General features: G+C 70.7%; 25 protein-coding genes and 1 pseudogene. 18 read left to right on the top strand and 8 right to left on the bottom strand.

Features of this window, described 5'->3' with window-relative positions; genetic code table 11:
- Nucleotides 1–113 precede the first annotated feature (113 nt).
- Nucleotides 114–1,400 (top strand): TerD family protein, encoded by a 1,287-nt coding sequence (locus ACIREO_RS13550; RefSeq protein WP_404108466.1) that lies wholly within the window; start codon nucleotides 114–116, stop codon nucleotides 1,398–1,400.
- Nucleotides 1,401–1,427: 27 nt separating this feature from the next.
- Here ACIREO_RS13550 and ACIREO_RS13545 read toward each other — a convergent pair whose 3' ends face one another.
- Nucleotides 1,428–2,609, bottom strand: coding sequence for a glycosyltransferase (locus tag ACIREO_RS13545; RefSeq protein WP_404108463.1), 1,182 nt, complete (start codon nucleotides 2,607–2,609; stop codon nucleotides 1,428–1,430).
- Nucleotides 2,610–2,667: 58 nt separating this feature from the next.
- Here ACIREO_RS13545 and ACIREO_RS13540 point away from each other — a divergent pair, with 58 nt between their 5' ends.
- The 4 genes from ACIREO_RS13540 to ACIREO_RS13525 all read left to right on the top strand — a co-directional run bounded on the left by ACIREO_RS13540 (nucleotide 2,668) and on the right by ACIREO_RS13525 (nucleotide 6,274).
- The gene (locus ACIREO_RS13540; protein WP_404108460.1) at nucleotides 2,668–3,459 is read left to right on the top strand and encodes a glutamate racemase; all 792 of its coding nucleotides are present in this window, start codon (nucleotides 2,668–2,670) and stop codon (nucleotides 3,457–3,459) included.
- Between the two features lie 70 nt (nucleotides 3,460–3,529).
- A complete protein-coding gene (locus ACIREO_RS13535; RefSeq protein WP_404108458.1) occupies nucleotides 3,530–4,093 on the top strand; it encodes a hypothetical protein in 564 nt (187 codons plus the stop codon).
- Between the two features lie 68 nt (nucleotides 4,094–4,161).
- Entirely contained in the window at nucleotides 4,162–5,784 is a 1,623-nt protein-coding gene (gene lnt / locus ACIREO_RS13530; protein ID WP_404108456.1) for an apolipoprotein N-acyltransferase, read from the top strand.
- A gap of 10 nt (nucleotides 5,785–5,794) precedes the next feature.
- Nucleotides 5,795–6,274, top strand: a complete 480-nt coding sequence (locus ACIREO_RS13525; protein ID WP_404108453.1) for an NUDIX hydrolase — start codon at nucleotides 5,795–5,797, stop codon at nucleotides 6,272–6,274.
- Nucleotides 6,275–6,336: 62 nt separating this feature from the next.
- Here the strand turns inward: ACIREO_RS13525 and ACIREO_RS13520 are convergent.
- Nucleotides 6,337–6,733, bottom strand: a pseudogene (locus tag ACIREO_RS13520) (MFS transporter); the annotation flags it as partial.
- Between the two features lie 336 nt (nucleotides 6,734–7,069).
- Nucleotides 7,070–8,218, bottom strand: coding sequence for an FAD-dependent oxidoreductase (locus ACIREO_RS13515; protein WP_404108450.1), 1,149 nt, complete (start codon nucleotides 8,216–8,218; stop codon nucleotides 7,070–7,072).
- Nucleotides 8,219–8,304: 86 nt separating this feature from the next.
- On the opposite strand from ACIREO_RS13515, the gene ACIREO_RS13510 reads away from it, so the two are divergent.
- The 3 genes from ACIREO_RS13510 to ACIREO_RS13500 all read left to right on the top strand — a co-directional run bounded on the left by ACIREO_RS13510 (nucleotide 8,305) and on the right by ACIREO_RS13500 (nucleotide 10,438).
- Entirely contained in the window at nucleotides 8,305–8,976 is a 672-nt protein-coding gene (locus ACIREO_RS13510) for a TetR/AcrR family transcriptional regulator (RefSeq protein ID WP_404108447.1), read from the top strand.
- A gap of 85 nt (nucleotides 8,977–9,061) precedes the next feature.
- Nucleotides 9,062–9,592: a GNAT family N-acetyltransferase gene (locus ACIREO_RS13505; protein WP_404108445.1), complete on the top strand. Its 531-nt coding sequence runs from the start codon at nucleotides 9,062–9,064 to the stop codon at nucleotides 9,590–9,592.
- Nucleotides 9,593–9,832: 240 nt separating this feature from the next.
- A complete protein-coding gene (locus tag ACIREO_RS13500) occupies nucleotides 9,833–10,438 on the top strand; it encodes a sugar O-acetyltransferase (protein WP_404108442.1) in 606 nt (201 codons plus the stop codon).
- Nucleotides 10,439–10,465: 27 nt separating this feature from the next.
- On the opposite strand, the gene ACIREO_RS13495 is transcribed toward ACIREO_RS13500, so the two are convergent.
- On the bottom strand, nucleotides 10,466–11,026 hold the full coding sequence (locus ACIREO_RS13495; RefSeq protein ID WP_404108747.1) for a TetR/AcrR family transcriptional regulator C-terminal domain-containing protein: 561 nt from the start codon (nucleotides 11,024–11,026) through the stop codon (nucleotides 10,466–10,468).
- Nucleotides 11,027–11,099: 73 nt separating this feature from the next.
- On the opposite strand from ACIREO_RS13495, the gene ACIREO_RS13490 reads away from it, so the two are divergent.
- Nucleotides 11,100–12,356 carry an FAD-dependent monooxygenase gene (locus ACIREO_RS13490; RefSeq protein ID WP_404108439.1) on the top strand — a complete coding sequence of 419 codons (1,257 nt, stop codon included), beginning with the start codon at nucleotides 11,100–11,102 and terminating at the stop codon, nucleotides 12,354–12,356.
- A gap of 18 nt (nucleotides 12,357–12,374) precedes the next feature.
- On the opposite strand, the gene ACIREO_RS13485 is transcribed toward ACIREO_RS13490, so the two are convergent.
- Nucleotides 12,375–13,607: an MFS transporter gene (locus ACIREO_RS13485; protein WP_404108436.1), complete on the bottom strand. Its 1,233-nt coding sequence runs from the start codon at nucleotides 13,605–13,607 to the stop codon at nucleotides 12,375–12,377.
- Between the two features lie 133 nt (nucleotides 13,608–13,740).
- Between ACIREO_RS13485 and ACIREO_RS13480 the strand changes: the two genes are divergently transcribed.
- A complete protein-coding gene (locus tag ACIREO_RS13480; protein ID WP_404108433.1) occupies nucleotides 13,741–14,676 on the top strand; it encodes a LysR family transcriptional regulator in 936 nt (311 codons plus the stop codon).
- A gap of 155 nt (nucleotides 14,677–14,831) precedes the next feature.
- Here ACIREO_RS13480 and ACIREO_RS13475 read toward each other — a convergent pair whose 3' ends face one another.
- Complete coding sequence (locus ACIREO_RS13475) at nucleotides 14,832–15,380, bottom strand: YciI family protein (RefSeq protein WP_404108430.1); 549 nt, start codon at nucleotides 15,378–15,380, stop codon at nucleotides 14,832–14,834.
- A 208-nt stretch (nucleotides 15,381–15,588) separates the two neighbouring features.
- On the opposite strand from ACIREO_RS13475, the gene ACIREO_RS13470 reads away from it, so the two are divergent.
- Nucleotides 15,589–16,728: a lipase gene (locus ACIREO_RS13470; RefSeq protein ID WP_404108427.1), complete on the top strand. Its 1,140-nt coding sequence runs from the start codon at nucleotides 15,589–15,591 to the stop codon at nucleotides 16,726–16,728.
- A 222-nt stretch (nucleotides 16,729–16,950) separates the two neighbouring features.
- Here ACIREO_RS13470 and ACIREO_RS13465 read toward each other — a convergent pair whose 3' ends face one another.
- Together ACIREO_RS13465 and ACIREO_RS13460 are read right to left on the bottom strand one after the other, a co-directional pair.
- A complete protein-coding gene (locus tag ACIREO_RS13465; RefSeq protein ID WP_404108424.1) occupies nucleotides 16,951–17,397 on the bottom strand; it encodes a PPOX class F420-dependent oxidoreductase in 447 nt (148 codons plus the stop codon).
- Nucleotides 17,398–17,484: 87 nt separating this feature from the next.
- Nucleotides 17,485–18,189 (bottom strand): NIPSNAP family protein, encoded by a 705-nt coding sequence (locus tag ACIREO_RS13460; protein WP_404108744.1) that lies wholly within the window; start codon nucleotides 18,187–18,189, stop codon nucleotides 17,485–17,487.
- Between ACIREO_RS13460 and ACIREO_RS13455 the strand changes: the two genes are divergently transcribed.
- The 7 genes from ACIREO_RS13455 to ACIREO_RS13425 all read left to right on the top strand — a co-directional run bounded on the left by ACIREO_RS13455 (nucleotide 18,103) and on the right by ACIREO_RS13425 (nucleotide 23,671).
- Complete coding sequence (locus ACIREO_RS13455; protein WP_404108741.1) at nucleotides 18,103–18,306, top strand: WYL domain-containing protein; 204 nt, start codon at nucleotides 18,103–18,105, stop codon at nucleotides 18,304–18,306. The two genes, ACIREO_RS13460 and ACIREO_RS13455, sit on opposite strands and share 87 nt — an antisense overlap.
- Nucleotides 18,307–18,685: 379 nt before the next feature.
- Complete coding sequence (locus ACIREO_RS13450; protein WP_404108421.1) at nucleotides 18,686–18,925, top strand: phosphopantetheine-binding protein; 240 nt, start codon at nucleotides 18,686–18,688, stop codon at nucleotides 18,923–18,925.
- Nucleotides 18,922–19,773, top strand: coding sequence for a siderophore-interacting protein (locus ACIREO_RS13445; protein WP_404108418.1), 852 nt, complete (start codon nucleotides 18,922–18,924; stop codon nucleotides 19,771–19,773). The genes ACIREO_RS13450 and ACIREO_RS13445 overlap by 4 nt, the downstream gene beginning before the upstream one ends.
- A gap of 100 nt (nucleotides 19,774–19,873) precedes the next feature.
- Nucleotides 19,874–20,875, top strand: coding sequence for an ABC transporter substrate-binding protein (locus ACIREO_RS13440; protein WP_404108416.1), 1,002 nt, complete (start codon nucleotides 19,874–19,876; stop codon nucleotides 20,873–20,875).
- Nucleotides 20,872–21,897 (top strand): FecCD family ABC transporter permease, encoded by a 1,026-nt coding sequence (locus ACIREO_RS13435; RefSeq protein ID WP_404108412.1) that lies wholly within the window; start codon nucleotides 20,872–20,874, stop codon nucleotides 21,895–21,897. Before ACIREO_RS13440 ends, ACIREO_RS13435 begins: the two co-directional genes overlap by 4 nt.
- 50 nt (nucleotides 21,898–21,947) lie before the next feature.
- Nucleotides 21,948–22,889 carry a FecCD family ABC transporter permease gene (locus ACIREO_RS13430; protein ID WP_404108738.1) on the top strand — a complete coding sequence of 314 codons (942 nt, stop codon included), beginning with the start codon at nucleotides 21,948–21,950 and terminating at the stop codon, nucleotides 22,887–22,889.
- A complete protein-coding gene (locus ACIREO_RS13425; protein ID WP_404108409.1) occupies nucleotides 22,886–23,671 on the top strand; it encodes an ABC transporter ATP-binding protein in 786 nt (261 codons plus the stop codon). The genes ACIREO_RS13430 and ACIREO_RS13425 overlap by 4 nt, the downstream gene beginning before the upstream one ends.

The following is a 23,671-nucleotide window of genomic DNA, read 5'->3' as shown; positions in this document are numbered from 1 at the left end:
GAGCTCACGGGGCCTGCCGTGCATCGCCGGCAGGCGTGCCGTCGAGACTGTGGGCTCCTCGGCGGACCGGGGATTAGGTTGGGCGGGAAACTTTCCGGCCGGCCGGACTCGTGATGGGGGCGAGCATGACCATGCAAAAGGGAACCAATGTCGCGGTGCCGGCTCAGGCTGTGCGGGTCGAACTGGGCTGGCGTACGTCACCCGGGACACCTGACGTGGATGCCTCGGCACTCCTTCTCGTGTCGGGAAAAGTGCGCAGCGACGCGGACTTCGTCTTCTACAACCAGCCGGCGCACGGATCCGGCGCGGTGCGCCACGAAGGCAAGCAGACGGCCGGGGGTGCCGTCACGGACAGCCTCACCGTCGACTTCGGACGGATGGAGCCGGTGATCGACCGTGTCGTCGTGGCGGCCTCGGCCGACGGCGGCACCTTCGGACGGGTGACCGGTCTATACGTGCGGATCGTGAACCCGGCCGACGGCTCCGAGATCGCGCGGTTCGAGAGCACGGACGCGACCGTCGAGACCGCGTTCATCCTCGGTGAGCTCTATCTGCGCCAGGGCACCTGGAAGTTCAGGGCTGTGGGGCAGGGATACGACACCGGGCTCGCCGGCCTCGCGACGGACTTCGGCATTTCCGTCGACGAGCCGCAGCAGGCGCCCCCGGCCCCCCAGCCGCAGAAGGCCCCCCAGCCGCCCGTGCGCCCGGCAGCACCTCGGACCGCCCCCACACCTCCGCCCGCGCCACCCGTCGTGCAGGCCGTGCGGCTGACCAAGGTCACGCTCACCAAGGAAGCCCCTTCGGTGTCGCTGTCGAAACAGGGCGGCACGTCAGGAGCGCTGCGCGTCAATCTCAACTGGGAGGTGCGCAAGCAGTTCAAGGGCTGGGGCGCGAAGCTCGGCAGGGCCGTCGCCATGCACGCGGACCTGGATCTCGATCTCTGTGCGCTCTACGAACTCACCGATGGCAGCAAAGGGGTTGTGCAGGCGCTGGGAAACGCCTTCGGTTCCACCCGGCAGCCGCCCTATGTCCAGCTCGACGGGGACGACCGTTCCGGCGCCGTCTCGGCCGGCGAGAACCTCACGGTCAATCTGGACCACAAGGACCGGCTGCGCCGTGTGCTGATCTTCGTCACGATCTACGAAGGCGCCCGGAGTTTCGCCGACCTGCATGCCACGGTCACACTTCAGCCGCAGAACGGTGCGGCGATCGACTTCTCCCTCGACGAATGCACCGTGCCTTCCACCGTGTGCGCGCTCGCACTGATCACGAGTAGCGGGGGAGACCTCACCGTGCAGCGCGAGGCCCGCTATCTCGTCCCCCAGCGTGGGGTGAGCCCCCAGCGGACCATCGACGCCGCCTACGGGTGGGGCATGGACTGGACCCCGGGGCGAAAGTGACCCAGCGGCCTCCCGGGCGCGGCCGGATCAGGGTTCCGGTGCGGCCTCGGGGCGGGCGTACGTACGCCCCTTCCAGGCCGCGCCGAGCCCCCGGTAGTGCTGCACCGCGGAATCGACCGTCATCAGGAGGTAGAGGACGGCGGTGAAGGGCAGCAGCGGTGCCAGCCACAGCGACTGCCGGTAGTACCCGAGCATGGGCATGTACGTCCCCGCCATCACCGCCCACGCCGCCCCGCCCGCAACGGCGGCCACCGGGTCACCTGTCAGCAACCCCGCGCCCAGCGTGACGGGCGGTGCGACATAGACCAGGACGAGTCCGAGAACCGTGCCGACGAGCAGCCACGGGCTGTGCCGGAGCTGCGCGTACGCACTCCGCGCGACCATGCGCCACAGATCCGCCAGCCGTGGGTAGGGCCGCACGCTGTCCACCCGGTCCGCGAGCCCCAGCCAGACGCGGCCGCCGGCGCGCCGCACCGCACGCGCCAGCGACACGTCGTCGATCACCGCCGACCGGATGGACTCCGGGAGCCGGGCCCGCTCGACGGCTCCGGCTCGCAGCAGCACGCAGCCGCCCGCCGCAGCGGTGGTCCGGGACCCCCTCCCGTTCACCCGGCGGAACGGGTAGAGCTGGCCGAAGAAGTAGACGAAGGCCGGCACGACAAGCCGCTCCCAGGTGCTCGTCACCCGCAGCCTGGCCATTTGCGAGACGAGGTCGAACCCGCCCGCACCCTCGCTTCCGGCGGCGGCGACGAGTTCCCGCAGGCTGTCCGGCTCATGAGCGATGTCGGCGTCCGTCAGGAGCAGGAACTCGGGTTTCCGCTGCCGGGCCAGTGCCATCCCGTGCCGCAGCGCCCAGAGTTTGCCCGTCCATCCCGGCTCCGGCTCACCCGGCGCCACCACTGTCAGCGGCAGCCCCCCGTACCGCTCGGACAGCGCACGGGCGAGCCCGCCCGTGCCGTCGCCGCTGCAGTCGTCGACCAGGAAGACCTCCGCGTCACCCGGGTAGTCCTGGGCCAGCAGCGACGGCAGGCTCACCGGAAGGACCTCGGCCTCGTCCCTCGCGGGCACGACCACGGCCACCGAGGGCCAGCGCACCGGGTCCTCGCGCACGGGCAGCCGCTGGTCGGTCCGCCAGAAGAATCCCTGGCCCAGCAACAGCCACATCCATACGATCAGTGAACCCACGGCGATCCAGGCAACGGCGCTCATCCGTCGAAGTCTGCCCCACTCCGGCGGTGCCGCAAGGGTCGTCGACTATGGTGACCGGGTGAAGATCGCACTCATGGACTCGGGAATCGGCCTGCTCGCGGCAGCAGCCGCGGTACGCCGGCTACGGCCCGACGCCGATCTGGTGCTGTCGTCGGATCCCGGTTCGATGCCCTGGGGGCCCCGTACGCCCGGGGATGTGACCCAGCGTGCGCTCGGCGTCGCACGCGCGGCGGCGGCCCACCGGCCGGACGCCTTGATCGTCGCGTGCAACACCGCCTCCGTCCACGCCCTCCCCGCCCTGCGGGCGGAACTGGAGCCAGGCCTGCCGGTCGTCGGCACGGTACCCGCGATCAAGCCGGCCGCCGCGGGCGGAGGTCCCTTCGCGATCTGGGCCACGCCGGCGACCACCGGGAGCCCCTATCAGCGCGGGCTGATCAATGACTTCGCACGCTCCGTCGACGTCACCGAAGTGCCCTGCCCGGGTCTCGCCGACGCGGTGGAGCACGCCGACGAGGAGGGGATCGACCGCGCGGTGGCCGCTGCCGCCGCCCTCACCCCGGCCGAGGTGACGGACATCGTCCTGGGCTGCACCCACTACGAACTGGTGGCCGAACGCATTCGCGCCGCGGTCGAGAGCGCCCGGCCCGGCAGGCCGCCGCTCGTGCTCCACGGCTCCGCCGACGCGGTGGCGGCCCAGGCGCTGCGCCGTGTCGGGGCGTCGCCCGCTCCGTCGGCCGAACCGGTCGGCACTCTCGCCGTCCTCCTCGGCGGGCACGCCGCCGACCTGCCCGAACCCGCTCTGGCCTACGCCGAGGGTCTGCTGCTCAAGGCCGTCACCCCCGCCGTCTGACCGCGCGCGGCGCCTCGCCGTGGCCGCACGCCCCCTCCGTACGGCGCGGAACGTGGGTACGCTGCTGGGCATGACGGACCACCCCGGTAACACGTGGCACGGTTCGAGCCAGGCCGCGAGCACGGTCTGGACGGGACGGGCCACCAATCGCTTCCAGTGGCTGCTCGCGGCGGTCGGAGCGGCATGCCTGGCGCTCGGGATCGAACTAGCGGTCGACTCGGCCTGGGGTGGTGGGTTCGCCCCGCTGCTCATGTCCGTCATCGGCTGTGTCGCCGCAGGGCTCCTGATCCTCTTCGGAACCCTCGCTTTCGTCCATGTGGCCGTGAAGGTCGACGGCGACGCCCTCGAGGTGCGCTGCGGCCACGCCGGGCTGCCCAGGCGCCGGATCCTCCTCACCCATGTGGTGGGCGCGGACTTCGCTCCCACGGTCACTCCGCGCCAGTGGGGCGGCTGGGGCTACCGCTGGCGCCCCGAGCAGGGCACGGCCGTGGTCGTGCGCCGAGGGGAGGCGCTGGTGCTCCGGCTGGGGGACGGCATGACGTTCACCGTCACGGTCGACGACGCGGAGGCCGCCGTACGTTTCATCCGCGAGCGCCTGCACCTCACGGCCCCCGGGAAGACCCCCGGGAGCTGAGCCCGGCCGGGCCCGGGACGGCAGGAGCGGCTGCCGCCCTCACAGCCGCCCACCGTAGACTCCGGCAGGTGAGCGCCACCATCACCACCGCAGAACCGCCGCCCGCCCCCGTGCCCCGCAGCAGGAAGCTGTGGCCGCGGCTCGTCCGGCCGGCCGCCGCCGTGCTGTCCGGTGCGCTGCTCTACGCGAGCTTCCCGCCCCGGCCGTTGTGGTGGCTCGTGCTGCCCGGCTTCGCCCTGCTGGGATGGGTTCTGACCGCACGGCGGCTGCGCGCCGCCCTGGGCCTAGGCCTCCTCGCGGGTCTCGGCTTCATGCTGCCCCTGCTGCACTGGACCGGGGAGGAGGTCGGCCCCGTTCCCTGGCTCGCGCTCGCGCTCGCCGAGGCGTTGTTCATCGCCGTCGGCTGTGCCGGCATCGCCGCGGTCTCCCGGCTTCCGTACTGGCCCGTCTGGGCGGCCGGCGTGTGGACCCTGGACGAGGCGCTCCGGGCACGCGTCCCGTTCGGCGGCTTCCCTTGGGGCAAGATCGCCTTCGGCCAGGCCGACAGCGTGTTCCTGCCGCTCGCCGCACTGGGCGGCACCCCACTGCTCACGTTCGCCGTTGTGCTGTGCGGCTTCGGGCTCCTGGAGGCCGTCCGGCAGGTCCGCCGCTACCGCACCACCGGCACGGTGCCCCGCTCCGCCGTCGTCGTCGCGGCCGTCACCGTGGCCGCCCCGGTCGTCGCGGCACTGGCGGCGCTCCCGCTCGTGGACGACTCGCCCGAGGACGGCACCGCCACGGTCGCGGCGATCCAGGGCAACGTGCCGCGTCTGGGACTCGACTTCAACTCCCAGCGCCGGGCCGTCCTGGACAACCACGCGGAGCGCACGGAACAGCTCGCCCGGGACGTGAAGGCCGGGAAGGTGCCCCAGCCCGACTTCGTGCTCTGGCCGGAGAACTCCTCCGACCTCGACCCGTACCGCAATGCCGACGCCCGCGACGTGATCGACCGGGCGGTGCGGGCCATCGGCGCCCCCACCGTCATCGGCGCCGTCCTCACCCCCGACACAGGACCGCTCCGCAACACCCTGATCGAGTGGGATCCGAAGAGCGGACCCGTGGACACCTACGACAAGCGGCACATCCAGCCTTTCGGCGAGTACATGCCGATGCGGTCCGTCGCACGGGTCTTCAGCAAGGACGTCGACCGGGTGCAGCGGGACTTCGGCCCCGGCAGCAAGGTCGGCGTGTTCGACCTGGCCGGCACGCAGGTGGGGCTGGTGACCTGTTACGAGGCCGCGTTCGACGACGCCGTACGCGACACCGTCAAGGACGGGGGACAGCTGATCGCCGTACCGAGCAACAACGCGACCTTCGGCCGCAGCGAGATGACCTACCAGCAGCTGGCGATGAGCCAGGTGCGGGCGGTCGAGCACGGGCGGTCCGTCGTCGTGCCCGTCACCAGCGGTGTCAGTGCGGTGATCCGGCCGGACGGCACGATCGTGGAGAAGACGGAGATGTTCACCCCGGACGCCCTGGTCGACGAGGTGCCCCTGCGGTCCTCGCTCACGCCGGCCACCCGGCTGGGAACCCTGCCCGAGGGCATCCTGGCGCTGCTCGCCCTGGCAGGTCTCGGCTGGGCGACGGCCCGGTCGGTGCGTGCGAGGAAGGACCGGACGGCCGGTCGGGGGGACGTCCCCGCCGCCACGTAGGGTCGGTCGTATGGCTACCCCAGACTTCATCCGCGACATCCGTGCCACCGCCGGCCACCAGCTGCTCCTGCTGCCGGGAGTCACCGCGATCGTCTTCGACGATCAGGGCAGGGTGCTGCTCGGCCGGCGGTCGGACACCGGCAAGTGGTCGGTCATCGGCGGGATCGGTGAGCCGGGCGAGGAGCCCGCGGCGACAGCGGAGCGCGAGGTGTACGAGGAGACGGCGGTGCGCTGCGTCGCGGAGCGGGTCGTGCTCACCCAGGCGCTGAAGCCGGTGCAGTACGCCAACGGCGACCGTTGCCAGTATCTCGACATCACCTTCCGCTGCCGGGCCACCGGCGGTGAGGCGCGGGTGAACGACGACGAGTCGCTGGAAGTCGCGTGGTTCGACGTCGACGCGCTTCCGCCGCTGAGCGATTTCTCGGTGTTCCGGATCAAGCAGTCCCTCACGGACGGCCCCACCTGGTTCGAGCGCACCCCCGAGGCCTGACGGGCCCGGCTCCTCGGCACACGGCGGGGCCGGGCCCTGCGGGGCGATCGGTCCGCAGGCGTTCAGACGCTACGGGCGTCGGCGGGCAGTGTCGCGGTGTCCGCGGGCTGCCGGCCGGGCTCCGCCTCGATGTCCGTGAGGTCCTGGCTCCTGGTCTCCTTCGCGCAGACGATCGCCAGCACGGTGAGAAGCGCGGCAGCGATGACGTACATCGAGATCGGCGTCGAGCTGCCGAAGCCGGCGAGCAGCGCCGTGGCGATGAGCGGGGCGGGGGGCGCCCGCGGCGACCGACGAGAACTGGGCGCCGATCGACGCGCCCGAGTAGCGCATCCGTGTCGCGAACACCTCCGCGAAGAAGGCTGCCTGCGGTGCGTACATGGCGCCGTGGAAGATCAGCGCGAAGAACGGGAACATCCACAGCCCCACTCCGACGGCGCCGCCCAGATGGACCGGCCTGCGCGGTGGCCCTGCGCCGGTCGCCGTAGTGCCCGAAGACCAGGGCCCCGATCGGGCGGGCGGCGAAGAAGTCGTACCACTCCACCGTGGTCCCGGCGAGGCTCGCGGCCACGATGCGGGGGAAGCTGGACGGGGGTGGGGGAGCGGTTGTCGGTGCGGCCATGGGTACCACTTCCGGACGGTTGGCGGAGACGTTCCCGTGTCGCCATACCGTAGGAAGGGGCAGGTCAGGGGCGCATGTGGCGGGACACCAAGTTCGGGTGAACGGTGTGCGGTCAGGCGCTACGGGGAGGTGTGCAGGTGGGCCTCGGTGCGGGTGCGTCCCTCTCAGGACCGGCGCTACGCCGACTCTCCTTCGGGGCCGCCGGTGAAGAAGTCGATGAAGCTGGTGGGGGCGTTGTCGCCGAGGCAGATGTCGATGATCTCGCGGGCGTCCTCGTAGAAGCGGGCGCTGCGCGGGAACATGGCCTGTTCGTAGGCGGTGAGGGCCGCTTCGGTGTCCTCGGGGCGGGCGGCGATGGCCTTGCCGAGTTCGGCGCCGTCGTACATGGCGAGGTTGGCGCCGTCGCCGGAGGGCGGCATGAGGTGCGCGGCGTCGCCGATGAGTGTCACTCCGGGGAGGCGGTCCCAGGAGTGTCCTTCGGGGAGGGTGTGGATCATGCGGGCGACGGGAGCGGTCTCGCCGTCGGTGATCAGGGCGGTGAGCTCGGGGGCCCAGCCTTCGAACTCGGCGGCGATCCGGGTGGCCGCGGCGGCGGGGTCGGTGAAGTCGGTTTCGGCTATCCACTCGGCGGAACGGTTCAGCTCGACGTAGGTGTGCAGGATGTCCCCCGCCTCACGGTGGGCCACGATGCCCTTTCCGGGGGCGAGGGCGTACATGGCGCCCTTGCCCACGGCAGCGGAGGTGGCGACGTGGCTCCGGTCCACGTCGTGGAGGTAGCTCTCGACGAAGGTCGTACCGATATAGGCGGGCTCGGCGCCCGAGAGCAGCGGCCGGACCTTGGACCAGGCGCCGTCGGCGCCGACGAGCAGGTTGCTGGTGACGGTGGTGCCGTCGGTGAAGGTCACTTCGTGGCGGCCGCCACCGAGAGAGCGGACTCCCGAGACCTTGCGGCCCCACTGGACCGTGCCCTCGGGCAGGGAGTCGAGCAGGATCTGGCGCAGATCGCCGCGCAGGACTTCGGGGCGTGCCATCGAGTCGTCGCCCGGGACGCCGAGGAGCAGCCTGCCGTCCTGGCCCAGTACACGGGCCGCGTCGGCGCCCTCGTGGATGATCGCGAGGAACTGGTCGGTGAGGCCGGCGTCCGCGAGGGCCCGCTGTCCGTCCTCCTCGTGGATGTCCAGCTGGCCGCCCTGGGTCCGGGCGGCTGCCGAGGGGTCGGACTCGTACACCGTCGCGGCGATGCCGTGGACGTGGAGAACGCGGGCGAGGGTCAGGCCGCCGAGGCCCGCACCGATGATCGTGACGGAGTTCGTGGAGGTTGTCATGGCGATTCCTTTCGGGACGCATGTCTGGAACGTTGTTCCACAGCTCTAGGTTGGAACAGCGTTCCAGGCATGTCAAACTGGTGCTCATGGCGACCAGACCGCACCAGGCCAACCGGCGCACCGACGCGCTGTCCAAGGAGCGCATCGTCGAGGCCGCGATCGAGATGCTTGACGAGGGGGGCGAGAAGGCGCTGACCTTTCGTGCCCTCACGGCGCGGCTGTCCACGGGGAGCGGGGCGATCTACTGGCACGTCGCCAACAAGGACGACCTCCTCGCGGCGGCCACCGACCACGTCATCGCCCGTGTCGTGACAGACGTGGCCGGTGACGCGGAACCGCGGGAAGCGATCCGGACCATCGCCCTGGGCGTGTTCGACGCGATCGACGCGCACCCGTGGGTGGGTGCCCAGCTCTCACGCGCACCGTGGCTGGCGGCGATTCCGCAGATCTTCGAAGGATTCGGCAGCCAGCTGGAGGCGCTCGGAGTTCCCGAACGGCTGCTCTTCGAAGCCACGTCCGCGCTCGTGAACCATGTCCTCGGCGTCGCCGGACAGAACGCCGCTAATGGCCGGCTGTACGCGCACGAGCCGGATCGGGCAGCCTTCCTCGGCACAGTCGCCGAACAGTGGGCGCGGCTCGACCCCGAAAGGTTTCCGTTCGTGCGCCGGGTGGCGGCGCAACTGCCCGAGCACGACGACCGCGAGCAGTTCCTCGCCGGTGTCGACTTCTTCCTGACGGGCATCGTGGCCGCCCACTGAGTCTGCCGAGGAGCGGACGTACGGCGCGGCGGCGGGCGACATAGGCTGGCCGTTTCATCCGGCGTACCGCGACGAGGATCAGCCCATGCGCAGCACCACCACCATCCGCCTGATCGATCCCGCCGACGCCGCCCCGATCGCCGCGCATCGGGTGCGGGACTTCGAGGCTTTCCGGCCGTGGGAACCGGCCCAGCCGGCCGGCTTCCTCACCCCGGAGGGCCAGGCGGAGCGGATCGAGGGCCTGCTGGCGGGATACCGGGCCGGCACGGTCTGGCCGGGCGTGGTGCTCGCCGATGACCAGGTGATCGGGCAGGTCACCGTCGGAGGCATCCTGCCGCAGCCGCACCTGCGCCGTGGCTCCGTCGGATACTGGATCACCGGCGTCGCCCAGAACCAAGGGCACGCGGGGCACGCCGTCGGGCTCGTGCTCCGGGTGATGACGGACGAACTCGGTCTGCACCGCGCCGAGGCGTCCACCAATCTGGAGAATCTGCCCTCGCAGCGAGTGCTGCGCCGCAACGGGTTCAGCCCGTACGGCGTCGCGCACTCCTCGATCTTTCTCGACGGGAGCTGGCGGGACGGGCTGCTGTGGGAACGGGTCCTCGACGACCAGTAGGTCTTCGAAAGTGCTGGTCGCGCTGCGACGTCAGGAACGGATGCGCTGGGACCACGTGCTCATCGCCGAAGGCGTGGCCCTCGAGTACGCTCAGCGGGCCGCCGAGCCGGAACCGGCCGGTTGATGAGTTCGCGGCAGTAACTCGTCCACGCGCCGTGCACCGTTGGCCGCTCCGGTGCCCTGCCGGCCCGGAGGGCGTCGGACCTGCCCCGAAGGATCGGATGAAGGGAGCGTTCCGCTGTGACGGATGCGCGCGATGAAGAAGTGCTCGCCCGGATCGCCGAAGGGCTGGTCTACACAGAGTCGGAGGCGGCTCCTCTCGCCTCTCCGCGGCGTACGGACCAGATCTTCGAGTACAACCACACACCTCCGCGTGAGGAGGAGAGACATTGGTCGCTGCTTCTCGCGATCTTCGGCTCGGTCGGTGAACGCACAGTGCTGCTACCGCCGTTCCACGCGGCGTTCGGCAGCAACGTCCACATCGGCGACGACTTCTTCGGGAACGTGAACCTGACGTTCGTCGACGACGTGGGCATCCGGATAGGCAACGGCGTCATGATCGCTCCCAGCGTGACGCTGACCACGACGGGACACCCGGTACATCCCTCGCGCCGAGCCGACTTCGGGCGCTTCTCCGAACCGATCGTCATCGAGGACAGAGTGTGGATCGGCAGCAACGTGGTGGTCCTGCCCGGTGTCCGTATCGGACACGGATCGGTCATCGGCGCCGGCAGCGTCGTCAGCCGCAGTATTCCCCCGATGACCGTCGCACTCGGAACACCCTGCCGCGTGGTCCGTGACATCACGGACGAGGACCTCACCACCCGCACCGCCGGCCGAGGATGACGGGCGGGTAGCGCCGGTGCACGGCTCTCAGCTCTCGACGCGGCGTTCCAGGCCGTCCAGGAAGAGGGCCATTCCCGACTCGAACGCCGACTCGTGATCGATCAGCGGGACGGCCATGTCGTCCACACCGACAACCGGGCCTGCGTCCGCCTGCTCCTCCAGGGCGCTGCCCACCGTGAAGCGGCCGGCAGCCAGCATCGCCATCTGGGCGTCCCGCTCGGGCAGACCGGAGGCGAGCAGGAAGTCCATCTTGCGGCCGATCCGGCCGAGATCTGCCGTGCCGGGACTGCTGCCGGCATGGAGTCGTGCGCCGTCGCGGCGCAGCAGCAGGGTCCGCCGGAAGCTGCGTGAGTTCTCGAGGAACCAGTCCCGCCAGTCGTCGGCGGGCTCGGGCAGCGGAGCCGTCGCGTGGGGCGCCATGGCCGCCTCGGCCATGGCGCCGAGGAGCTCCTTCTTGTTCCGGAAGTGGTAGTAGAGCGACGGCTGCTCGACGCCCAGGCGCTTCGCCAGCTGCCTCGTGCTGACGGCGTCCAGACCGACCTCGTCGAGCAGGTCGAGTGCCTCGGCCACGACGATCCCACGGTTCATCTTCACTTTGACAATCTATCACTGATAGGTGACGCTGTCCTGGTACCTATCAGTGATAGACGGAGGTGTCGGCATGACCCGAGAAACGGGAACTCACGCCCTGAAGGTCCTCATCTGCGGCGGTGGGGTCGCGGGAGAGGCCCTGGCCTACTGGCTTTCCAGGGGCGGTCACAGGGTGACCGTCGCCGAACGCTTTCCGGCACTGCGGGCCACGGGCGCCCAGGTCGACCTCCGGGGTCAGGGCATCGAAGCCGTTGAGCGCATGGGGCTCCTCGACACCGTCAGGAGTGAGCTCGTGGACGAAGCGGGCGTGGCCTTCGTTGACGCCCGGGGCAAGGCGAGGGCGACGATCATGGCCAACACCTCAGGCCAGGGCCGGCAGAGCCTGACATCGGAGTACGAGATCATGCGCGGAGATCTGGTGCGCATCCTCCATGACGCCGTGAAGGAGGACGTGAACCACGTCTTCGGTGTGAGTGTGGAGAGCTTCGAGCAGGACGGGCAGCGGGTGGTCACCCACTTCTCCGACGGCTCCTCCGGCGAGTTCGACCTGGTGGTCGGCGCGGACGGGCAGGGGTCGCGCATGCGCCGGGCCATCCTGCCGACCGGTTCTCCCGACCCGTACCGGCACGTGGGAATCCACATGGCGTACTGGTTCGTGCCCCGCATCGGGTCGGACACGAACATCCGGGACACCTACAACGTCCCCGGCGGCCGGATGATCATGCGAAGGAGCCACAATGCGGCCGAGACGCAGGTCTATTTCGTACTGCGGGACCAGTCACAGGAAGCCTCCGCCGTCCACCGCGAACCGATCGAACGCCAGAAGCAGTTCTGGGCCGACAGGTTCCGCGGTGCGGGATGGCAGACCGGCCGGTTCCTCGAAGGCATGGAGAGCACCGAGAGCTTCTACTCCCAGGAGGTCGTGCAGGTACGCACCGACACCTGGTCCGAGGGGCGCGTGGTGCTGGTAGGAGATGCGGCGCACTGTGCCTCCCCGTACAGCGGCATGGGAGTCTCCGGCGGCCTGGTCGGCGCATACGTCCTCGCCGGTGAGATCAGCCGGTACGCCCATGACCTGCCCAGGGCCCTGGCGAACTACGACTCCACCCTGCGGCCGTTCGTCGACGAGATCCAGGCCGGGGTGAAACCGCACCTCCTGCGACTGGGCATGCCCATGAGCCCGCTCGCCATCAGTGCCTTTCACTCCGTCACGGCACTGGCGTGCTTCCTGCGCGTCCCCGATCTCGTCGCGCGGCACTCGAAGGAGGACCGGGGCGGAGCCTGGCAGCTCCCGGAATACCCGGAACTCGGCGCCGGAAAGCCGTAGACGCCCTTGGCGCGCCCGTCACCGGCTGTCGGCGACCGGGAGCGGCATCGCCGCGCGGCGGGGGAGCAGCAGCGGGGTCGCCAGCAGGAGCACACCGGCCAGGCCGATGGCCGTACGAGGGCCGAGCAGGCCGCCCAGCACACCCCAGACGGCCGTCAGCAGCGCGGTCGAGAGCTTGGTCGTCACCGCCCAGGCGGACAGTGTGCGGGCGGCCCGGTCGGCCGCGGTGCGCTCGAGACGGAAGGTGGCGTGGACGGGGTTGAAGACGCCGCAGCAGAAGATGAGCCCGAGTTCGACCCCCATCACCAGCACCAGTCCGCCGGTGCCCGGGCCCAGGAGGACCAGGCCGACGGGCCAGATCGCGCGCAGCGTTCCGGACACGACCAGGACCTGGCGCTGCCCGAACCGGGTGACGAGCGGCCGGGCCAGGCGCGAACCGAGCAGCCCGCCGATCGAGGGCGCGGCGAAGGCGAGGCCGTACTGCCACGGCGTGAATCCGAGCCGACCGAGCATGAGGACGGCCAACAGCGGCTGAGTGGCCATCACCAGGCCGTTGAACAGGGCGGTGTTGAAGAACAGCGGACGCAGCGTCGCGTCGGCGAGGATGTGGCGCCAGCCGTGGAGCAGGTGCCCCGCCCGCATGCGCGAGGCCTCCCGGTGCTCGGGCCGCGGCTCCTGCCCGCCCATCGCACGGATGCCCAGGGCCGAGAGCAGATAGCTGACCGCGTCGGCCACCACCGTGGCCACCGGGCCGAGAAGCCCGACCGCCGCGCCGCCCAGCGGCGGCCCGATGATCGTGGTCGTCCAGGCCGTGGACTCGAAACGGGCGTTGGCGACGAGCAGGTCCTCGGCCGGCAGCAGCGTCTTCAGATACGCGCCGGACGCGGCGCGGAAGCTGATGTCGGCCGCCGAGACGACGACCGAGACCAGCAGGAGCTGAAGAAAGGTGAGCGCGCCGAGCGCGAACGCGGCGGGGATCGTCAGTAGCGCCGCGCACCGCACCAGGTCCATCGTGATCAGCACCGGCCGCTTGCGGCGGAACTCCACCCACGGGCCGAGCGGCACAGCGACGACCGCGCCCACCGCGGCCCCGGCGGAGGCGAGCGCGGCGACCTCGGCCGGTCCGGCGTGCAGCACCTGGACGGCGATCAGCGGGAACGAGCCGAAGGCGAGCCAGGTGCCGAGCGCGCTGGTTCCGTAGGCTCCCCAGAGCCACCCGAACCGTCGGCCCAGCCGGTGCCCGCTCCTCATACCCGACGCCTCTCGCCACTCACCCGTACAACCGATCCGGGATCGGACGTATCAAAGCGAGCCCCGTATCCAGAGGTCAAACAACCAGGGAGGCACCAGCCACAACCAGCAGTTGTGGACATAGGGTGTCGGCATGGACCTCGACTCCGTCCGGACCTTTGTGGCCGCCGCCGACGCGGGGCAGTTCCAGACGGCCGCCGCCGAGATGGCGGTCACCCAGCAGGCCGTCTCCAAGCGCATCGCCGCGCTCGAGCGCAACCTCGGTGTGCGGCTGTTCACCCGCTCCGCGCGCGGAGCCGAGCTCACCATCGACGGGCAGGCGTTCCTGCCCCACGCGCGTGAGCTGCTGCGCGTCGCCGAGCGTGCGGTCGCGTCCGTGCGCACCGGCCGCCGTCCGCTGCGGGTCGACGTGATCGCTTCGCGCGGCGCGGCATCGGGCGTGATGCGCGACTTCCACCGCGCGCACCCGGAGATCGAGCTCGACGTGGTGATGCTGTTCGAAATCGAGACGGCCGTAGCCGCCATCCGGTCCGGTGTGATCGACGCGTCCTTCCGCGCCGTGGGCGCGCCCGGCCAACCCCTGCCCGAGGACATCGAGTCCGTCCGGGTGCTCGACGAACCGCTCCAGCTGCTCACAGGCCCCGCACACGAGCTGGCGGGCGTTCGGTCGGTGACCGTCACACAGCTCGTGGGGCACCGCATCTGGATGCCAGGCATCGTCCCCGGTACCGAGTGGGCCGCGTACTACGACGATCTCGTCGCTGAGTTCGGCCTCACCATCGAGGCCACAGGACCCAACTTCGGCTCCGACGCACTCCTCGACACCATCGCCGACACCCCTGCCCTCGCCACCTTCATGGGTGGGCTGACCCGCCTCGTCTGGCCCGATGGCCACGGCCTGCGCCGCATCCCGGTGACCGGCCCGACGCCCGTCTACCCGCACTCACTCCTCTGGCACCGCGACAATCCCCACCCGGCGCTGGCCACCCTCCGCGCCTATCTCGCCGCCACGGCGGCCGGCCGTGGTGCCGCCGGGACGTGGGCGCCGGGCTGGGTGCTTCCGAGCTGAACGCCGCCGTCCGGTGATGCCGGGGCCTACCTCGGTGCCGGCATCCGCCGGTCCGGGTGAGGCCCTGGAGCCGCCGGCCGGTCGAACCCCGAGGTGCCCTGCCGCCCCCACCCCGACCACATCGGGCGCCGGCAGCCTGGTGCTTCCGCGCCTCGTCACCGTCGTCCGCCGAACTCCCAGAGCTGCACCTCGATGTCTGCGTACCTGTCAGGGGTGAGGGCGGTGCGTGCAGAGTCCGGGTTCGGAGCACTCAGCAGCACCGCCGTACCCAGCCAGGTGTCACCGTCGTCGGACAGCAGCGGTCCGAAGGCGATCAGTCCGTCCCGGTCGGGCGGCAGGGCGAGGTCGGCCGGCCGACCCGATCCGAGGCCGAGTACCAGGTACCGGTTGTCGCCCGCCGGGCCCCCCGGGAAGTCCCACATGGTGCGTCCCAGCAAGTTGCGCCACCGGCGCAGCAGCACGTCACGGTACGCGCCGGCTTGGTAGTTGGGCTCGTCGAAGGCGAACGCGCGGGCAGCAGCGGGATCCGGCAGGTCGACGATGTGTACGCTGCCGATGGGTGTCTCGCCGTCGGCGGCGAACACCGGGCCGCGAGCGATCATCTCCTCGGCGTACTGGTCCATGTACGACCAGTGCTCCTGCAGCAGCTCGTCGCGCAGGGTGAGGGAGTCGGACCGGTCGCGGTGATAGCAGAGGAACTCCATGCCCATCACCTTCTCCGACGTACGACAGCATCTCAACAGACTTCCGCGGCGACGACCGCCCGCTCCCCGCGTGGGTCTTCCCACTACGCTGGTGGCGAAGGGTGAGTGGCACGAAGTGTTCGTCTGCCAGGCGATGGTGGGCGACGCGAAGGCCCGTGCATGATTCCCGACCGTGGATCGACCTTGGGCAGGAGCGGTGACAGTGGCGATGCGGGCGGTTCCACTGACGGGCGGGCCGGTGGAGTTGCGCGGTGCGTTGGATGTGGACATCACGTCGGCGGGGGTGATGCCGCGCCGGTTGCCCGCTTGGACCGAGGAGCAGTACCAGGACCCGTCGGTCTACGCGGCGACCCTGATGCCTTCGGGTGTGCGGCTGGTGTTCCGCACCGATGCGTGTGAGCTGGAGTTCGAGGTGCTCACCTCCACGGGGCAGCTCGACGGCGACCCCCGGCCCCGGCCGACCGGGGTGCTGGAACTGCTGGTGAACGGCGCCCTGGCCGGGCGCCGGCAAGCGCCGGTGGGTAACGTGCTGCGGATGGCGGGCCCCAGGGGCGCGCAGCGCCTGATTCCGGGCGAACCGGGGCTTGTGCGGTTCGCGGGACTGCCGGTCGGCATGAAGGATGTCGAGTTGTGGCTGCCGCAGCAGACACCCACGGAACTGGTGGCATTGCGGGCCGACGGCGACGTGCTTCCGCCGCTACCGGACGGGCGGCGCAGCTGGGTGCACCACGGCAGTTCCATCAGCCACTGCATCGAGGCCGACGGCCCCACCGGCACCTGGCCGGTGGTGTCGGCTGCGCTCGGAGGTGTGGAGGTGGTCAATATCAGCCAAGCGGGCAACGCGCTGCTGGACCCCTATGTCGCCCGGACAATCCGCGACATGCCCGCCGACCTGATCAGCCTCAAGACAGGCATCAACATCGTCGGCCTCGCCGCCTTTCGGCTGCGGACGTTCGGCCCGGCGGTCCACGGATTCCTGGACACGATCCGGGACGGGCACCCGGACACCCCGCTGCTGATGGTGTCGCCGGTGAGCTGTCCGGCCCTCGAGGAGACCCCCGGTCCGACCACGACGGGCCCGGACGGGAAGATCACAGCCATGGGCGACCCGGCACAGGTGGCCAACGGGGCGCTGTCGCTGGCCGTAGTCCGTGCCGAGCTCGAAAGGATCGTGACGGTACGGCGGCCACGCGATCCCCACCTCCACTATCTCGACGGCCGCCGCCTGCTCGGCCCGGACGAGGCTGACGATCTTGCCGACGGCCTTCACCCCACCGCCCCCGCATACCGGCGGATGGGCAGACGCTTCGCCGCCCATGCCTTCGCGAACGACGGCCCCTTCCGCTGAGCGACGGCTCGCTGGGACGGTCCCGCTTCTGCCTGTACGGGATCTCGAAGACCGCCAGGGATCCGGAGATCGCGGTTCGCCCGGAGCGTACTGGAGGTGACCACGCAGAGGCGGATCCACCGCACGGGCTCCCCGGTAGCCCATCGCCGCATGATCGAGACCGCGACCCGGCCCGGGTCGTGGCCTCGGCATGTGACGGGCCGTGGCCTCTGAACGTGACGATCAGGGAGCGGGGACGGGGCCGCCGGGCCGGAACCGCTCCACACCGACGATGTGCCGCACCTTGAGCGGGCGCACGACCACCGCGACCCGCTGCTCCTCCGGCATGACCCACTCGAACCGCTCGCTGCCCAGGTACTTCTGTGCCAGCCGGTCCATCCGTTCGTGCGCCTCCTTCCCCTCGATGAAGCGGGCCACTTCGCCACTGATCTGCACGCGGTCGAAGGGATTGTCGGCGTCCGCGTGCGAGAGGTAGACGCGGGGGTCGCGGCGCAGGTTCTCCTCCTTCACCCGGCCCACCGAGGTGTTGAACGTCAGCTCCCCCTCGCCCTCCAGGTCCACCCACATCGGGCTGACCTGCGGCGCTCCATCGGCGAACACGGTGCCGACGTACCAGATGTGGGGGGCCTGCAGCCGGGTACGGACGGCTTCGTCGAAAATCGCAGTCATCTTCCGAGGCTACCAACCATGATCGCGGGGCCGGTTCCGGGGAGCCGTGGGCCCCGGCCGGCACCGGCGAGGGCGGGCCATCGGCACTCAGGAGATGAGCGATCTGCCGGTGGGGGCCAGCCGGAGTGTCCGAGGGGCGGCGGACCGGGCGCGGTTGATGCACGGAAGGATCTCGTCACGCGTCCGGGGGTCGGCGTGCAGGGCGGCGAGGTGCCGACGGTGAGCGTCCTCGTCCGGGTAGGAGGTGACGATCACAGCGACGTTCTCCCCGGTGCGGACCGGCAGTCTCGGGAACGTGTTGCGAGCGGTCTCGGTGGTGAGAAGCGCGAGCGGCGCGGGGCCCGTCCTCATGAGCCCGGAGAGAAGGCCGTCCCTGATCAAGGCGATCATGTCGTGTCGCCCGGGTGGGGAGGGCCACACGGTGGCGGCCACGAAACCGTCCGGCGCCGGAGTGCCGGCCTCGGGGCGCAGGGAGGGGGAGCGGGTGAAACCGCTGTCGGCCGACACGGGGCGCAGGAGGAGCACATCGTCCGAGTCGATCATGGTGTCGTTCGCCTGGGGGCCGTGCTCGGCCCATACCGGGCCGCCGTAGAAGGACGCGAGGGCGCGGCTGCGCGTCTCCATGCTTGCGAACCCCCGCAGCCAGACGAAGCGGTCGGGGTCGTCGAGGTCCCGGAACTGGCCGAGCACCGTCATCCCGGTCTCCTGGTACAGGCTGTCCGGTCGACCGCGACGGCGGCGGACGGTGACGGGTGGGTCGAGGCGGTCATCCCGACCGAGAGCACCGAGCACGCGTGTGGCGAGTTGCTGCGGCTCGGCGCCGACGTCGAGGTCGTCGGACCCACCGAACTGCGCCGCGCCATGGCCGCCGTCGTCGGTGAACTCGCCCGTGTCTACGGACCCGTATGACACCGGGGCATGCAAGCGGCCTATCGGCGCGCCGAGATCGGCTGACGGACCGGGCGCCGGGCCCGCTCCTGCCGAGTCACGTGGTGAGAGGGCCGAATCACACTGATCCGAGCTGTGTATTCTGCCCCAAGGAGTACTAAGTTAGGTTAGCCTCGCCTAGGTTTGTGCGGGTGAGGGGGAGGTTATGTCGGCTGGCGACGTGGGTGGTGGCGGCTCGGTCGCCGCGCCGGGGTCACCGAGGTCGTCGACGTGGCCGACCCGTCGCCGAACCACACCCGCGAGCCCCGGCCGGGCGTGCGCATACGTCGCCCTGTGCCGTGGCGTCGTGACCACCGGCGCTGACCGCGCTGTCGGTGTCCATCCCCTCAGGAGTCATTCCATGAACCAGATTCTGTCGCCCGAACGTGTCCGCGCCGACGTCGCGGAACTGATCGGCTGCGACCCCGCCGAGATCGCACCCGACGACAACCTCAACGACCTCGGTCTGGACTCGGTGCGGACCATGGCCCTGGTCGAGCGCTGGCGCGGGGCGGGGGCGGCCACGCTGGACTACGCCGACCTGGCCGAGCAGCCCGAACTGGCCCACTGGACCGAGCTCCTGACGGGTGGCGCCGCATGAGCCTCGCCGACCACCGGGCCCGTCACCTGGACCGGATCGCAGAGGTCAGGGCGGGCCTCCACGCCGAGAAGGTAGGGTACCCGATCGGCATCCGGAAGACCGAGGTCGTACGAACCTCCATGGTCGGCGCCGGTCTGCTGCGGGTGACCCTCGGCGGGAAGGACGCTGAAGGTTTCGAGGCCCACGCCCCGGACGAGCACGTGAAGATGCTCTTCCCGGAGTCGGACGGCTCCTTGCGGCTGCCCGAGCCGAACGGGACGATGCTGCGCTGGGCCGGGTCGGTGCTCCGCTCTCGTCAGTACACGGTGCGGCGTTACGACCCGGTCTCCCGAGAGATCGACATCGACATCGCTCTCCACGACGGTGGCCTCGCCTCCGACTGGGCGCGCGAGGCCCGGCCGGGCGACGTCATGCATCTCGCGGGCCCGCCCGGCGGGCTGATCGTCCCGCACTCCTACGACCGTTTCCTGCTGGCGGGCGACATCACGGCCCTGCCGGCGATCGCGCGCCGGCTGGAGGAACTGCCCAGGGACGCGAAGGGCTGGGCTTTCGTCGAAGTCCCCGACGCCGCACAGGAGATCGAGCTGTCCGCGCCCGAGGGTGTCGAGGTGCGCTGGCTGCACCGCGCCGACCGGTCGGCTGCGGCGGACGAGGCGCTGGTGCGGGCCGTGACGTCCGTGACCGTACCCGACGGTGAACGGGTGTACGTCTGGGTCGCGGGCGAGGCGGGGCAGATCAAGCCGCTGCGCCGCTGGGTCCGCGACGAGCTGCGGCTGGAGAAGGCCGACCATGACATCACCGGCTACTGGAAGCGCGGCATCGCCGACTTCGACGACGACGGCCACTGACCGGTGGACCGGCCATGGAGCGGACTCGGCGCTGCTCGTGGTGTTCTGACGCGAAATTTTCAACTAAGGTAAGCCTTACCTAAATTTCAAGGAGCATTGCATGTCCATACGCAGAACCTCCGGTCTCGTCGGCGCGGTGTCGCTGGCTCTGGTCCTGGCCGGATGCGGGTCCTCGTCGGATGAGGGCGGCTCGGACGCCTCGGGGGAGGGCAAGACCCGGGTGTTCGCCGCGGACAACGGAAAGATCACCATTCCGGCGGACCCGAAGCGTGTGGTGGCCACCGGCTACGCCGTGCCGGCCTTGATCGAGGCCGACGCGCCCCTCGTCGGGATCTCGTCGTGGAAGCGCGGCGAGCCGATGATGAGCAAGGAGGACCTCGCCGAGTACAAGAAGCTCACCAAGGTGGCGGGGGAGCAGGCGGCCGAGACCAACTACGAGGCGATCGCCGAGGCCGAGCCCGACCTGATCGTCATCGGTGTGCCCGCCCCCGTGCTCGGCGACATCGACGTCAAGCGGCTGGAGTCCATCGCCCCCGTCGTGGCGATCGGCCCGACCGTGCCGTCCGCGTGGCGCGCACTCTCCCGCAAGCAGGCCGATGCCGCCGGCGCCCTCGGGAAGTTCGACGCCGGGCAGGAAGCCTACGAGGCGAAGGCCGCCGGGCTGGCGACCAAGTACAAGGACGTGCTGCCTCAGCTCAAGCTGGGCCACGTCGGGGCGTACGGCGAGGTGGCGAAGGGCAACTTCCACCGCGAGTTCGGCGGTTCGTGGGGGACCAACATCGCCGAGGACGTCGGCGCGAAGTACTACGGCAAGGTCAAGAAGCCCGGCACCGGATCGAGCGCCGTCAGCGAGTACCCCTCCATCGAGGAGCTCCCGGCCTCGCTCGCCGAGGCCGACGCCATCACCTACTCGGTGAACGCCGACGGCAGCGTCTCCGAGGCGGTGCAGTACGTCCTGGACTCCAAGCTGTGGAAGAACCTGCCCGCCGTCAAGGCCGGGAAGACGTTCCCGCTCCGCTACACCGAGGCCGCGACCTACGGGTCGGCCATGAACACCCTGGACGCGATCGACACGTCGTTCGCTCCGCTGCTGAAGCCGTGACCGACGCGGGTCGCGCGCCGGGACGGGCGGAGAAGAAGCGGTCCGCCGTACCGCAGATCGGCCTGCTCGTCGGGGGACTGGTGCTGCTGGCGGCGGTCGCCGTGCTCAGCATGGGCATCGGCGCCCATCACGTCCAACCGACCGAGGTCGTACGCGCGTTGCTGGACTATCAGGGCACCGACGACCATGTGATCGTGCGTGACGTCCGGGGGCCCCGCTCGCTGCTGGCCGTCGCGGTGGGAGCCGCCCTCGCGGTCGCGGGCGCGCTGATCCAGACGCTGGCGCGCAACCCGCTGGCCGAGCCCGGCATCCTCGGGGTCACCGCGGGCGCCGGGTTCGCCATCACCGTCGGCTCGGCGCTCGGACTGGCCGCCGGGCAGGCGGGCCAGCTCGGCTTCGCGGTCATCGGATCCGTGCTCGCGGCACTGCTGGTGGCCGCCGTCGGACAGCGCTCGCCGCTGCGCCTGGTGCTCACCGGCGTAGCCCTGACGGCGGTGCTGAGCGGTGTCTCGCTGGGCCTGCGGCTGATGCTTCCGGACGTCTTCGACATGTACCGGTTCTGGTCGGTCGGATCGCTGGCGGCCCGCGAACAGGCCCCGCTGGCACTCCCGTTGACCGCGATCGTGGTCTGCCTGTGCGGCGCGCTGCTGCTGAGCAGGGCGCTCAACGCCCTGGCGCTGGGCGAGAGCGTGGCCCACACCCTGGGCGCGGGAGTCGGCCGGCTGCGGGCCGCCGCACTGGTGCTGATCACCGTGCTCTGCGCGGCGGCGACGGCGGTGGCCGGGCCCATCCTGTTCGTCGGCCTGATCGTGCCGCACCTGGTACGCAAGCCGGCGGCGGGCTCCGTGCCCTGGCTCATCCTCTACTCGATGGTGCTGGGACCGGTCCTGCTGCTGGTCGCCGACATCGGCTCCAGGCTGCTGCTGCCGACCGGCGAGGTGCCGGTGGGCATCGTGACCGCGTTCCTCGGGGGACCCATGCTGATCTGGGCCGTCCGACGCTACGGGGCGGGGTCACTGTGAAGACACTCGGACTGAGGGTCGAACGCCGTACGACGGTACTCGTCGCTGTCATGGTCGCCCTGATGCTGGGCCTCGGACTGCTCGGGCTGTGCTACGGGGCCTCCTGGGACTCACCGGGCAAGGTGTTCGCCGTGCTGACCGGAGCGGAACGCTCCGTGGTGATCTCGGACTGGCGGCTGCCGCGCGTGCTCGCCGGTCTCGTCTTCGGCGCCGCACTCGGAGTGGCGGGGGCGATCTTCCAGAACCTCACCCGCAACCCGATGGGCAGCCCGGACGTCATCGGCCTCGACGCCGGCGCCTACACCGGTGCCCTGGTCGCCATCACCGTGCTGTCGGGCACATCCCTGCAACTGGCCGCGGGCTCCGTGCTCGGCGGACTGCTCGTCGCGGCCGCGATCTACCTGCTCGCCTACGAACGGGGCTTCTCCGGACTGCGGCTGGTGGTCATCGGTATCGCGGTCAACGCGATGATGACGGCGATCAACTCGTGGATCGTGCTGCGCGCCGAACTGGAGGTGGCGATCGCCGCCGTCGGCTGGAACGCGGGATCGCTCAACGGTGTGGGCTGGGAAGACGTGGGAATCCCGTTCGCGGTGATCGCCGTGCTGCTGATCCTGATGACGACGCGGGCGCACGCCATGCACCAGGCATCCCTCGGCGACGCTGTCGCGGCGACCACCGGGGTCGGGCTCAACCGGCTGCGGCTGCTGATGGTGCTGGTCGGCGTCGGCTGCACCGCCACGGTGACCGCGGTGGCCGGGCCGATCGCGTTCATCGCCCTGGCGGCCCCGCAGATCGGCCGCAGGCTCGCCGGCGCGGCCGGCGTGCCGCTGCTCCCGGCCGCCCTGACCGGGGCGGTACTGCTCGAAGGCGCCGACCTGCTCGCCCAGATGCTGCTGGCGCCCGTCGCGCTGCCCGTAGGTGTGGTGAGTACCGCGATCGGCGGTTGCTATCTGATCTGGCTGCTGACCAAGGAGGTGAGGCGCGCGTGACCGCACGCCTGACCGCGCGGGACATCACCCTGCGCTACGGAGACCGGGTCGTGTCCACACGGCTGAGCCTCGACGTCCCCGACGGCGCGTTCACCGCCGTCGTGGGCCCCAACGCCTGTGGGAAATCGACTCTGCTGCGCGCCCTGGTGCGGCTGCTGCGCCCGGAGACCGGGGAGGTGGAACTCGACGGCCGGGAGGTCGGCGCGTACGCGCCCAAGGCACTGGCCAAGCAACTCGGCTTCCTGCCGCAGGATCCACTCGCCCCCGACGACATCAAGGTCCGGCAGCTCGTGAGCCGGGGACGGTTCCCGCACCAGTCGCTGTTGGCGCTGTGGTCGGCGGAGGACGAGGAGGCCGTCACCGAGGCGATGGCCGCCGCCGGTGTCGAGGACCTGGCCGGCCGGCCGGTGCAGGAGCTGTCCGGCGGGCAGCGGCAGCGGGTGTGGATAGCCATGGTCCTGGCCCAGCGGACGCCCTATCTGCTGCTCGACGAACCGACGTCGTTCCTGGACATCACCCACCAGTACCAGTTGCTCGGCCTGCTGGCCCGGCTGCGCGACGAGGGCCGCACGGTGATCGCGGTCCTGCACGACATCAACCAGGCGTGCAGATTCGCCGACCACCTCGTCGCCATGAGAGGCGGCAGGGTGGTCGCCGAGGGAGTCCCCGGAGACATCGTGGACGCCGCGCTCGTGAAGGACGTCTTCGACCTGCCGAGTGTCATCGTCCCCGACCCCGTGACCGGCACACCGATGGTCGTTCCCACACTGCAAGGAGAGTAA

The organism is Streptomyces sp. NPDC102441 (assembly GCF_044765585.1).
GTDB lineage: Bacteria > Actinomycetota > Actinomycetes > Streptomycetales > Streptomycetaceae > Streptomyces.
The sequence above is the reverse complement of the archived record's forward strand: the minus strand, read 5'-3'. Positions and strand labels throughout refer to the sequence as shown.